This window comes from Vibrio stylophorae, assembly GCF_921293875.1.
Lineage (GTDB): Bacteria > Pseudomonadota > Gammaproteobacteria > Enterobacterales > Vibrionaceae > Vibrio_A > Vibrio_A stylophorae.
This window is the reverse complement of record NZ_CAKLDI010000001.1, coordinates 2,813,317-2,825,404: the sequence shown is the minus strand read 5'-3', so window position 1 is coordinate 2,825,404 and position 12,088 is coordinate 2,813,317. Positions and strand designations below refer to the sequence as shown.

Here is a 12,088-nt window from a genome sequence, read left to right as displayed (position 1 = left end):
CAGATTGATTTGGTTATAAAGATAAAGAGACGTTTTGTGTAAACAAAACATCCCAAGTGTCCCGTTCGTCTAGAGGCCTAGGACACCGCCCTTTCACGGCGGTAACAGGGGTTCGACTCCCCTACGGGACGCCACTATGGGTCGTTAGCTCAGTTGGTAGAGCAGTTGACTTTTAATCAATTGGTCGCAGGTTCGAATCCTGCACGACCCACCATCTACTCTTCTTAGCTAGATGGACTACAGTGGGCGATTAGCTCAGTTGGGAGAGCACCTCCCTTACAAGGAGGGGGTCACTGGTTCGAGCCCGGTATCGCCCACCACTCTCTAATGGTTTTCAGTGATGAAGATTCAGCGATTTAATTGTTGAGTCGGAATTTTCGACGCCGAGAGATATTAGAAAGTGCTTATCTCGTAAGAGAAAAACACATTGCTCTTTAAAAATTTGGAAAGCTGACTAGTAAATTCATTTGAATGTAAGTTCAATTGAATAACTAAAAATGTTTATTCATATACCCATATGAATAAACGAGTTCTCAAAAACACAATCAAGTGTCTTGAGTACGGCGAAAACTAGAAATCTTGGTGACTGTTCATATAGCCCTCTTCGGGTTGTATGGTTAAGTGACTAAGCGTATACGGTGGATGCCTTGGCAATCAGAGGCGATGAAGGACGTACTAACCTGCGATAAGCCATGAGGAGACGGTAAGAGTCATTACTACTCATGGATTTCCGAATGGGGAAACCCACTTGCATAAGCAAGTATCTTACAGTGAATACATAGCTGTAAGAGGCGAACCGGGAGAACTGAAACATCTAAGTACCCCGAGGAAAAGAAATCAACCGAGATTCCGAAAGTAGCGGCGAGCGAAATCGGACCAGCCCTTAAGTTTTTAGTGTGCTAAGCGAACGTTCCTGGAAAGGACGGCGATACAGGGTGATAGCCCCGTAGCTGAAAGTGCACTTTAGATGAAATCGAGTAGGACGGGACACGTGGTATCCTGTCTGAATATGGGGGGACCATCCTCCAAGGCTAAATACTCCTGATTGACCGATAGTGAACCAGTACCGTGAGGGAAAGGCGAAAAGAACCCCTGTGAGGGGAGTGAAATAGAACCTGAAACCGTATACGTACAAGCAGTGGGAGCACCTTCGTGGTGTGACTGCGTACCTTTTGTATAATGGGTCAGCGACTTATATTCAGTGGCGAGGTTAACCGATTAGGGGAGCCGTAGCGAAAGCGAGTGTTAACTGCGCGTTTAGTCTCTGGATATAGACCCGAAACCGAGTGATCTAGCCATGGGCAGGTTGAAGGTTGAGTAACATCAACTGGAGGACCGAACCGACTAATGTTGAAAAATTAGCGGATGACTTGTGGCTAGGGGTGAAAGGCCAATCAAACTCGGAGATAGCTGGTTCTCCCCGAAAGCTATTTAGGTAGCGCCTCGGACGAATACTACTGGGGGTAGAGCACTGTTAAGGCTAGGGGGTCATCCCGACTTACCAACCCTTTGCAAACTCCGAATACCAGTAAGTACTATCCGGGAGACACACGGCGGGTGCTAACGTCCGTCGTGGAGAGGGAAACAACCCAGACCGCCAGCTAAGGTCCCAAAGTATTGCTAAGTGGGAAACGATGTGGGAAGGCTCAGACAGCCAGGATGTTGGCTTAGAAGCAGCCATCATTTAAAGAAAGCGTAATAGCTCACTGGTCGAGTCGGCCTGCGCGGAAGATGTAACGGGGCTAAGCAATACACCGAAGCTGCGGCAATGTACTTTAGTATATTGGGTAGGGGAGCGTTCTGTAAGCTGTTGAAGGTGAACTGAGAAGTTTGCTGGAGGTATCAGAAGTGCGAATGCTGACATGAGTAACGACAAAGGGAGTGAAAAACTCCCTCGCCGGAAGACCAAGGGTTCCTGTCCAACGTTAATCGGGGCAGGGTGAGTCGGCCCCTAAGGCGAGGCTGAAAAGCGTAGTCGATGGGAAACGGGTTAATATTCCCGTACTGCTGATAACTGCGATGGGGGGACGGAGAAGGCTAGGTGGGCCAGGCGACGGTTGTCCTGGTTCAAGGGTGTAGGTTGAGTGTTTAGGCAAATCCGGACACTTAAGACTGAGACCTGATGTCGAAGCCACTACGGTGGTGAAGTCATTGATGCCATGCTTCCAGGAAAAGCCTCTAAGCTTCAGGTTATCAGGAACCGTACCCCAAACCGACACAGGTGGTCGGGTAGAGAATACCAAGGCGCTTGAGAGAACTCGGGTGAAGGAACTAGGCAAAATGGTACCGTAACTTCGGGAGAAGGTACGCTCTTGATGGTGAAGTCCCTTGCGGATGGAGCTGCTGAGAGTCGCAGATACCAGGTGGCTGCAACTGTTTATTAAAAACACAGCACTGTGCAAATTCGAAAGAAGACGTATACGGTGTGACGCCTGCCCGGTGCCGGAAGGTTAATTGATGGGGTTAGAGGTAACTCGAAGCTCTTGATCGAAGCCCCGGTAAACGGCGGCCGTAACTATAACGGTCCTAAGGTAGCGAAATTCCTTGTCGGGTAAGTTCCGACCTGCACGAATGGCGTAATGATGGCCACGCTGTCTCCACCCGAGACTCAGTGAAATTGAAATCGCTGTGAAGATGCAGTGTACCCGCGGCTAGACGGAAAGACCCCGTGAACCTTTACTACAGCTTGGCACTGAACATTGAGCCTACATGTGTAGGATAGGTGGGAGGCTTTGAAGCAGAGACGCTAGTTTCTGTGGAGCCGACCTTGAAATACCACCCTTGTATGTTTGATGTTCTAACTTGGCCCCATTATCTGGGGTGAGGACAGTGCCTGGTGGGTAGTTTGACTGGGGCGGTCTCCTCCCAAAGAGTAACGGAGGAGCACGAAGGTGGGCTAATCACGGTCGGACATCGTGAGGTTAGTGTAATGGCATAAGCCCGCTTGACTGCGAGAATGACGGTTCGAGCAGGTGCGAAAGCAGGTCATAGTGATCCGGTGGTTCTGAATGGAAGGGCCATCGCTCAACGGATAAAAGGTACTCCGGGGATAACAGGCTGATACCGCCCAAGAGTTCATATCGACGGCGGTGTTTGGCACCTCGATGTCGGCTCATCACATCCTGGGGCTGAAGTCGGTCCCAAGGGTATGGCTGTTCGCCATTTAAAGTGGTACGCGAGCTGGGTTTAGAACGTCGTGAGACAGTTCGGTCCCTATCTGCCGTGGGCGTTGGAAGATTGAGAGGGGCTGCTCCTAGTACGAGAGGACCGGAGTGGACGAACCTCTGGTGTTCGGGTTGTCACGCCAGTGGCATTGCCCGGTAGCTAAGTTCGGAATCGATAACCGCTGAAAGCATCTAAGCGGGAAGCGAGCCTCAAGATGAGTCTTCCCTGAGACTTTAAGTCTCCTAAAGGGTTGTTCGAGACTAGAACGTTGATAGGCAGGGTGTGTAAGCGTTGTGAGACGTTGAGCTAACCTGTACTAATCGCCCGTGAGGCTTAACCATACAACACCCAAGAGGGTTTTACGTACACAAGCTTGATTGTGTTGAGAACGAAGCAAGAACTAGTCGAATAAAGCTTTCCAGATTTAACAAATTTGCTTGGCGGCCATAGCGCTGTGGACCCACCTGATTCCATGCCGAACTCAGAAGTGAAACGCAGCTGCGCCGATGGTAGTGTGGGGCTTCCCCATGTGAGAGTAGGTCACCGCCAGGCTTCAAATTTAAGCTGATGCACCGCATCTGCTTGAGTGGAGCGGTAGTTCAGTTGGTTAGAATACCGGCCTGTCACGCCGGGGGTCGCGGGTTCGAGTCCCGTCCGCTCCGCCACTTATACTAAGCCCAAGTCGAAAGACTTGGGCTTTTTTACGTCTGAATGTTTTCGTTTATCTGTGTTCCCTTTGCTTTTGCACTGTCTTCTCTTTCTTTGTATCTCACCCTTTGTATAGATACGGGCGCGTTCATGTCCTATTTCAATCCATGCGCACCTTGCTTTTTGCGATATAAATTTACGGGGTATGAATATAGATCCCCAGAATCATCGCGCTATCCATTAAAAAACCAAAACAGTTACCAATCCAGATGGTTGGATTGCGATGGTATAAGCCGTAAATAGTCCAAAGAAGTGCGATAACGGTGTAAAGAATCCAGGTTGTCATTGATAAGCCTACGGCATGTTCGCTGTGGCTGATATAGAGCTTATATAGTTGAGGTAGGGTTGCAAGCGGGCTGACCAATCCCATCATTAACATAAAGGGTTCAAGCGCTTTACCTACCCGATTGATGAGAGCCAACATATGACGCACCTTCAAACGTTCAATCCTGCATAAAGCCTAGCTAAGTAATCCCTCAGCTTGTGAAAAATTGTGATGCGCTCATATGGTTGAGACAAAAAAGGCGAGCACTTGGCTCGCCTGAAATAGATAGGAAATATTAAGCGTGGAGTGCTTGGCGTGCGACTTTACCCGCATCGTCAAGCTTGCCTTGTGCTTCGAGACACAGTGCAAGGAAACGATAGTCTTGCGGCTGACCACGATAAGATACCGCTTGTTCAAAACTAGCCTGTGCTTCGGGCCATTGTTTTTGCTGTGCATAGAGTCGGCCTAAGGCGAGATGTGCATCAGCATTGCGGCCATCATGGCGTAGTGCTTGTTTCATCAATTTGATCATGGCCTCGTAGTGCGTTGCCGATTTCACGTTTGCACAATAAGGGATCAGCTCATTTTGATTGGACTTTAGCCGACGTTTGAGGAGTGCCACCGCATCCTCTGGGCATTTCAGTTCAATCAATGCAGTGAGGTAATGTACTGTAAGCTCAAGATCGCGGCGCGTCGTCTTATCAAAACGATGCCAGCATTGAAGCAATGCGTCATGTCCCTGATTTTTTGCTTCTTCAAGCGATGCAATACAAGCGCTAATCTTTGCTTGTGGCGCTGGTAGCTGAGCCATTTGTGGTTCAGGCAGGGCTGCCAATGATGACCATTCTTGTAGCGCTTGATAGATGATGCGTTGCTGTTCAACAAGGCGTGGATTATCACCATATTCAGCGAGAAGTGGTTTCATCACCTCACGTGCTTTCTCAAATTGTTGCTGCTCAATTAGCAGATCCAATTCGACGAGCGTGGTAGCTAAATCTTTTTCTGAACGACAAGCCTTGGCTAGCTTGAGGTAGTTCTGTGCTTGTTGGCCGTGACCCAGTTTCTGCGATGCTTTAGCGGCTAAAAGATAGTTGAGTTCAGCATTGACGCTACGTTTTGCGCTTTGACGCAGACGTTTTTCCGCCAGTCGCCATTCTCCAGATAGGTAGTGCAACATACCATCATGGGTTTGTTGTAGCGCTTTATTTTGCTGATGTTTACTGTGCCAGCCACGCGCAGCAAAGATGGGGCGAAGAATAAAACCGACCAACTGTAAGAGCGCATAAAGTAGCAGTAGCAACAACACCAGACTGACAACGCTGGTTGCAATTTGATGTGGCCCTAAGCGAACCAAAACTAAGCCTTGGTTGCCAGGTAAGAAAGGACCAACAATTAAACCGCCAATGGCGATGGCGATCAGCAATAGAATTTTCTTCATGCTGATGGCTCCTCAGTGGCTGTCGAAGGTGCTTCGTTTTGTTCAGGTGCACCGGATGTATTGGGCTGTTCTGTTGATTTTTGCGCTGGAACGAGTTTTGCTGGCGCGGTGATTGCGGCCGGTTGTGTTGGCATCACGCTCGCATCCAAACGTTGGCGCACCAAATCATCAATGGCTACTTGCGCTTGTAGCTGTTGCGGATAATCAGCACTGATTTTCTGCAGTTGCAGTGATTCGATGCTCGCAATCATTGCTTTTGCTTGTGGCGTTTGAGCTGCGAAGAAGTCCGAGATCCATGATTTTGCTGTACTCAGTGAATCTTCGTAAAGCGCTTGGTTTTGCTCAAGTGTTGCTTGGCTCGCAATGGCAAACTGCTGCTTTAAGTTTTCTTGCAAGAAGAAGCGTTGTTTTGGCGACAGCAGTGGAGCTTGATCTTGATCGATACGTTGATAGCTGATGATCTCTTTGCCAAAGCGTTTGAGGCTAAGTGCAAGGTTACTCTTCCAATCTTTGACTGAGGCTGATGGATTCGCGAGCTTCGCTTCTGCTTCACTGGCCATCACGTGTTCTGGCAAAGGTAGATTCGCGACTTCTCTTTGCAAACTGGTTAACTGCATGACGATACCAGTGCGGTCAATACTTGGAATGGCTTTGAGTTGAGCGATGTCGTTGGCCAGCTTTTGGCGAATTGGGGTAACGCTTGGGTCATTGAGCTCAGCAATTCGTGCATCTGCGGCAAACAGAAGCTGCGCTGCGGTTGCAGGATCATCTTCAAGCCATAGTTTTTTACCGGCAAGATTTACTAAATAGTGCGCTTCAGCAATGAGCCAGTCATTGGGGCGACGACCTTGCTGTTCTTGAATGGCACGCTGCAGCGCTTCAATTGATTGCTGCTGCTGGGCGATCAAAATATCGGTATTTTCTTTGGCTTGGTTGAGTGCGCTGATATTTTGCTTCGCTTGTTCAGAGAGGCTCGCTTTTAAGCTATCAATTTGCCCAATCAGTGCTTGGTTTTGTTGTTGCCAAGTTTGAACCTGTTGGTGGCCATGCCAATAGATGGTTGCGGCCAAGCCTAGGGTGAGCGCAATGGCAACCCATGCGAGCCTTTGCTTGGCTGGTTGGCTACGCTCACGCGGTGCTTTTTTGCTGCTCGCGGATGCCCCTGAGTTATGGGGGGAGCTTTTCTTTTCAGTTGCCGGTTTGTCTTGGCTTGGCTTTTCGGCTGCAGCCTGCGGATTTTTTTCCGTAGCGCCTGATTCAGGGTTTTCGCTCTTTTGCGTCTTCGCTTTTTGTTTATCTGTGTTTGGTTGTTTCATCACAGCGTCCCATCCTGTTTCGCTTGTCTTAGTGCCGCGATTAATGTTGCATTGTCTGCGCGCGACACGACTTGAATTCGATTAAAACCAATCGCTTTTGCTATTTCACTGATGCGTTCACTGGGTACCCATAGGGTACGGTCAGTGAGCCAGTTTTGCGCTGATTTTGGACATTGTTGATAGAGATAGTTCAGCATGTCGCCACTGGTGATGACTAAATGAGAGATGATACTCTGCCAGTGTTGCCATTGTTGCGACGAAATGGGCAGATAATGACGCTGATATGCTTGGTAATATTGGACCGTAGCACCACGTGCACTGAGCTGCTCATACAATAGATCGCGACCGCTGGGGCCTCTGATAATAAGTATTTGTTTGCCTGCTATATTTTTCAACTCTTTCCGCTCAAGCAGGGCTTCACTTGTGACCCCCACTGTAGGACAAAGCACAGGTCTTTGACAGCAGTTGTGTAGCGTTTTTTGGCTTTTGTCACCGATAGCAAAATATTGAATTTGTGAAGGCCAGTGCACCTGTAATCGCTGAAGGCTGAGATCAACGCTGTGCACTGCATGTTCGCTGACTGCAATAAGGATGTCGCTGTGCTGAATGGCTTGACTGAGCTGGTGCAGATTTTCGCAGGGAGAGAGTTGAAGCAGGGGTGCGGCGATGGCATCGATATTGAATTGTGCCAGCGCTTGGCAAATTGCGCTGGCATTGGGTTCAGGTCGAGTGATCAGAATACTCATGCTTGCTCGTAGAGGCGGCGAAGGATCTCTCCAGCACCCATTTCAAGCAATTCATCTGCCAATTGTTCACCCAATTGTGTCGCTTGCGCATGCGATGCGCGGCCTTCGACTTGGTGAATGATGCTGCCATTTGGCTCACCAACAAAAGCGCGAAGCCAAACTTCATCGCCGTCGAGCTCGGCATAACTACCGATAGGCACTTGGCAGCCGCCATTGAGTCGTGCATTCATTGCGCGTTCTGCGCTGACTCGAATCGCTGTTTCATCATGGTTGAGTGGCTCTAGAAGCGCAATGGTTTGTTGATCATCAAGACGGCACTCAATGCCCATCACCCCTTGGCCCACAGCAGGTAGCATTGTTTCGGGGGTTAACATTGCGCGAATGCGTGATTCAAGACCCAAGCGAATCAATCCTGCACTGGCGAGGATGATGGCATCATATTCACCAGCATCAAGCTTACTCAGACGGGTGCCAACGTTACCGCGCAGGGTTTTGATCTCAAGGTCGGGGCGCATGGCCATTAACTGGCATTGGCGACGTAGGCTGGATGTACCAACCACAGCGCCTTGAGGCAGGGCATCGAGGTTGTCATATTGATTAGAAACGAAAGCATCGGTTGGTTCACCGCGCGCACAAATGGTGGTTAAGCCAAGGCCTTGCGGAAATTCAACGGGTACATCTTTCATTGAGTGAACCGCGAGATCGGCGCGGCCATCGAGTAGTGCTTGTTCGAGCTCTTTGACAAACAAGCCCTTACCACCAATTTTCGCGAGCGGCGTATCAAGTAGTACATCGCCTTTGGTGACAAAGGTGACGAGCTCTACTTGTAAATTTGGATGTGTTTTTTCGAGTGCGTCTTTGACAAAATTCGCCTGCCAAAGCGCGAGCGGGCTTTGACGTGTGGCAATACGAAGCGTGGCTTGAGTCATAGTTATTTTGATTGGCTGATTGGTTCTTTTCATCCTATCACTGGTTGCTTAAAAATGCTCGTTTACGGCTTTTTTTGAACTGCGACAGCGAAGCAAAATTGGCCTACTTTAGGTGAGTGATGATATTCACAGTTTGTTGAAATGACAGTAAAAACCCTAGAAATTATAAGAATAATGGTTAGAGTAGGTGGGCATTTTTGCGCAGGTGTACAGATGAATAGCCAGACGTTGTTGGTGGTTTTTTCGTCAGATTTCTTTACCCGTCAGGTATAAAGTGTTAGATTGATCACGTTTTTATCAGCGGTGAGATTGACCGATAAAAACAACGTAGGCGCTGTGGCCTGTTATCGTGGAAGAGTATCTTGCAGACTTATCTTTCCTCCCTTATTCGTCAGCTAGATGCGCATAACGCATTGCGAATGTGTCGAGCGCTTGAGTTGCTTTCTGCTAAGCAACAGCAAGTGATCGAGCTTGTGCCTGCCTTATTGCATTACCATCACCCTGCACTTCCCGGTTACTGTGACGGTGCCATCCCCTTTGGTATTGATCAATACCAAGCTAGCGATGAGCTTGTTCAAGATTTGCAATCCATGGGATTGCCTGCCCTGCAATCTGTACACTCGCCTGATATTTTGGCGCTTTATTCCATGGGGAGTTCTGCTTCCATGGGGCAAAGTCTCACCAGTGATTTTGATATCTGGATTTGTGTCGCACCAAGCTTCCCAATGGAAGCTCGCCAAGCACTTGAGCGTAAAAGTGGGCTGATTAGTGCTTGGGCCATGGAGAAGGGGTTAGAGGTCAACTTCTTTGTGGTTGATGAAAGTCGTTTTCGTCAGCAGCGTTTTGAAAGTCTCACTGGGGATAACTGCGGCTCGACGCAGCACTTCTTACTCTTAGATGAATTCTATCGCTCTGCTGTGAAAATGGCGGGGCGTCGTTTGTTATGGCGGGTGATTCCCGTCGAGCATGAGCATCAATATGATGCCTATGTGCAGCGCCTGTGCGATGACGGGGTGATCAACCGCGATGAGTGGGTTGATTTTGGTGGTGTGCCAACGATTCCTGCGGCGGAATATTTTGGCTCAAGCCTATGGCAGCTCTACAAGAGTATCGACTCACCTTATAAATCGGTACTCAAGGCTCTTCTTCTTGAGGCCTATTCTTGGGAATATCCCAATATCCAGTTGTTGAGTATTGAAGCCAAGCAACGTTGGATGACCAGCTCCGCTGGCGACTACCGACATGACGCTTACTACCTCATGCTGGATAAGGTGACGCGCTATCTTTCGATGATTAATGACCAACGTCGTTTGGATTTGGTGCGTCGCTGCTTCTATCTCAAAACACACGAAAAACTTAGCCAAAATGCCAAGTTAGGCTCCATGCCTTGGCGCCGAGAAGTCTTGCAAGGCCTCACCCAAGAGTGGGGCTGGACTGAGACGCAAATTTTTGAGTTAGACCACCGTCGTGATTGGAAAGTTGAGCAGGTCAAAGTCGCGCATAACGAGCTGCTCGATGCTTTGATGCTCAGCTACCGTAATTTGATTCGTTTTGCGCGTCGCAACAACATTACCTCAAGCGTCAGTCCTGAAGATATTAGTATTCTGGCGCGCAAGCTGTATGCCACTTTTGAGGTGTTGCCGGGTAAAGTGACGCTGCTCAATCCGCAGTTATCACCGGATCTGTACGAGCCCAATCTGACCTTGATTCAGGTGCCGAAAGGTCATAGCACCAGTGCTGGCTGGTATCTTTATAAGCAGGCCTTGGTGCCGCATGAGATTATTGGCCGGGCGCCGCTTGAACATAACCGTTATCTGAGCAAGTTGATTGCGTGGGCCTTTTTTAATGGCTTGCTCACTGATTCAACGCATCTAGATACTGTGGTTCGCCAAGCGGATGTGGATATCGACAAGCTGTACCAGTTGGTGAGTGATATTCGTAATACCTTCTCTATTCGCACAGACAAGCCAAGCTTGCAGGCGCTGTCTAGCCCTTGTGAAATTCGTCAGTTGGCGCTGTTTGTGAATATCGAGCAGGACCCAACGAAGCATCTCAAACTGAAAACAAGTCGTGAAGATCAGCGTCATGTGGATATTTTCAGTTATGGCGAACACGGCGAACATTGTTTAGTTGGTAGTGTGGATCTGATTTATCGCAACTCTTGGAATGAGGTGCGAACTTTGAATTTCAGTGGTCCCAATGCGATGTTGGATGCGCTGAAAACCGTGCTGGGTAAAATGCACCAAGATGCTTTGCCACCGCACTCTGTCGATGTGTTCTGCTATAGCCAGCAGCTACGCGGCTTAATTCGTAACCGTGTATACCAGCTTTTGGCTGAATGTATTGAGATGCGCCTGAAGCCGGTGGATGAGTTTGAGAAAAACCGCACCTTTAAGGCGATTCGCTTGGCCAATAAGACCTACGGCATGTTCTTTGAGCGTCGAGGTGTGACGATTCAAAAGCTTGAGAACTCGGTGGATTTCTATCGCCATATCTCAACCAGTAAGGTGAATAAAGGCTCGATTCAATGGACGCGTGATGAACACCATCAGGTGCCAGAGGTGGTAGATGCCAACGCCAGTGAAGGTTTGGTGCAGTTTTTCTTTGAAGCGGTATCGGGCGCTGACCAGTGCTACAACATCTATATTCTCGATGAAGCTAATGACGCCGAGGTCTATCACCAGTGTCACACCAATAAAGATGAGATGGTCAATCAAGTGAACCACTTCTATACCTCATCGCAGGATTTGGCACAGGCATCGGGTAATTTTAACTTGCCACAGTTTTATGATTTAGTTCGAGACGTGAATGGTCAGCTGATTGTTCAGTGTTATCGCCGTTGTCATTGCACCGCTAATGAGGCGTTATTGCCTTCTGCTGAAGCCGCATCGCTCTCAGGTGTACCTGTGGTTCGTGTGCTGACGCACTAGCATCCATGGTTCAATGAGATAAAAAATGCGCTCAATGAGCGCATTTTTGGTTTTTGTTGGTTAAGCCAACAGTGAGCGATTATGCCCAATCAATGGTTTCTTCGGCGTGCTTTTCACATTCACGTTTCACGAGCGTCATCAGCTCTTCACCGCTCCGGCTGCAGATCCATCGATTCTCTTGGTATTGGAAATGGTAACCACCGGATTGACTGGCCAGCCAAATCTCACGCATTGGCTCTTGGCGGTTGATAATAATCTGGCTGCGGTTTTCAAATTCAAGGGTCATCACATTGCCCGTAGTTTCGTAATCGATGTCGGCACCCGCATCATCGATGGCTTGCTCAATGGCCAGCATGGCGGCATCGGCTAACTCGTGGAATTTGCTTTCATTCATTGGTCCATTCCTATTGTGCTCACATTCTGCTAGTGCGATTATAAAGCCTTTCTTGAATAAATCATGGACATCATGATGGCAAAAGTACTGAAGGCGGCGATGCTGCTGACTGTGTTGGCGGTTGCGGGATGTGGACAAACTGGTCCGCTTTATCATCCGGCTGATGACGTTCAACAAACCCAACCTGAGTGATAAGT

At 48.8% G+C, this 12,088-nt stretch carries 8 protein-coding genes, 4 tRNA genes and 2 rRNA genes; 8 read left to right on the top strand and 6 right to left on the bottom strand.

The window, feature by feature from the left end:
* Positions 1 to 58: 58 nt before the first annotated feature.
* The 6 genes from L9P36_RS13280 to L9P36_RS13255 all read left to right on the top strand — a co-directional run bounded on the left by L9P36_RS13280 (position 59) and on the right by L9P36_RS13255 (position 3,830).
* Positions 59 to 134: transfer RNA gene (locus L9P36_RS13280), tRNA-Glu, on the top strand.
* A gap of 4 nt (positions 135 to 138) precedes the next feature.
* Positions 139 to 214: transfer RNA gene (locus tag L9P36_RS13275), tRNA-Lys, on the top strand.
* Positions 215 to 244: 30 nt separating this feature from the next.
* Positions 245 to 320 (top strand) — tRNA-Val (locus tag L9P36_RS13270).
* Between the two features lie 295 nt (positions 321 to 615).
* Positions 616 to 3,506, top strand: a 23S ribosomal RNA gene (locus tag L9P36_RS13265).
* Positions 3,507 to 3,601: 95 nt separating this feature from the next.
* Positions 3,602 to 3,717 (top strand): 5S ribosomal RNA (rrf, locus tag L9P36_RS13260).
* Between the two features lie 36 nt (positions 3,718 to 3,753).
* A tRNA-Asp gene (locus tag L9P36_RS13255) sits at positions 3,754 to 3,830 on the top strand.
* A 179-nt stretch (positions 3,831 to 4,009) separates the two neighbouring features.
* Here the strand turns inward: L9P36_RS13255 and L9P36_RS13250 are convergent.
* The 5 genes from L9P36_RS13250 to hemC form a co-directional block, all read right to left on the bottom strand.
* The gene (locus tag L9P36_RS13250; RefSeq protein WP_237467935.1) at positions 4,010 to 4,294 is read right to left on the bottom strand and encodes a SemiSWEET transporter; all 285 of its coding nucleotides are present in this window, start codon (positions 4,292 to 4,294) and stop codon (positions 4,010 to 4,012) included.
* Between the two features lie 139 nt (positions 4,295 to 4,433).
* Positions 4,434 to 5,576, bottom strand: a complete 1,143-nt coding sequence (locus L9P36_RS13245; RefSeq protein ID WP_237467768.1) for a heme biosynthesis protein HemY — start codon at positions 5,574 to 5,576, stop codon at positions 4,434 to 4,436.
* The gene (locus L9P36_RS13240) at positions 5,573 to 6,892 is read right to left on the bottom strand and encodes a uroporphyrinogen-III C-methyltransferase (protein WP_237467767.1); all 1,320 of its coding nucleotides are present in this window, start codon (positions 6,890 to 6,892) and stop codon (positions 5,573 to 5,575) included. Before L9P36_RS13240 ends, L9P36_RS13245 begins: the two co-directional genes overlap by 4 nt.
* Positions 6,892 to 7,638, bottom strand: coding sequence for a uroporphyrinogen-III synthase (locus L9P36_RS13235; RefSeq protein ID WP_237467766.1), 747 nt, complete (start codon positions 7,636 to 7,638; stop codon positions 6,892 to 6,894). Before L9P36_RS13235 ends, L9P36_RS13240 begins: the two co-directional genes overlap by 1 nt.
* On the bottom strand, positions 7,635 to 8,567 hold the full coding sequence (gene hemC, locus L9P36_RS13230) for a hydroxymethylbilane synthase (protein WP_237467765.1): 933 nt from the start codon (positions 8,565 to 8,567) through the stop codon (positions 7,635 to 7,637). The genes L9P36_RS13235 and hemC overlap by 4 nt, the downstream gene beginning before the upstream one ends.
* A gap of 362 nt (positions 8,568 to 8,929) precedes the next feature.
* Here hemC and L9P36_RS13225 point away from each other — a divergent pair, with 362 nt between their 5' ends.
* Positions 8,930 to 11,497: a class I adenylate cyclase gene (locus L9P36_RS13225; protein ID WP_237467764.1), complete on the top strand. Its 2,568-nt coding sequence runs from the start codon at positions 8,930 to 8,932 to the stop codon at positions 11,495 to 11,497.
* Between the two features lie 79 nt (positions 11,498 to 11,576).
* Here the strand turns inward: L9P36_RS13225 and cyaY are convergent, their stop codons facing one another.
* A complete protein-coding gene (gene cyaY / locus L9P36_RS13220; protein WP_237467763.1) occupies positions 11,577 to 11,891 on the bottom strand; it encodes an iron donor protein CyaY in 315 nt (104 codons plus the stop codon).
* Between the two features lie 75 nt (positions 11,892 to 11,966).
* Here cyaY and lptM point away from each other — a divergent pair, with 75 nt between their 5' ends.
* Positions 11,967 to 12,083: an LPS translocon maturation chaperone LptM gene (lptM, locus tag L9P36_RS13215; protein ID WP_237467762.1), complete on the top strand. Its 117-nt coding sequence runs from the start codon at positions 11,967 to 11,969 to the stop codon at positions 12,081 to 12,083.
* The last annotated feature ends 5 nt before the right edge of the window (positions 12,084 to 12,088 follow it).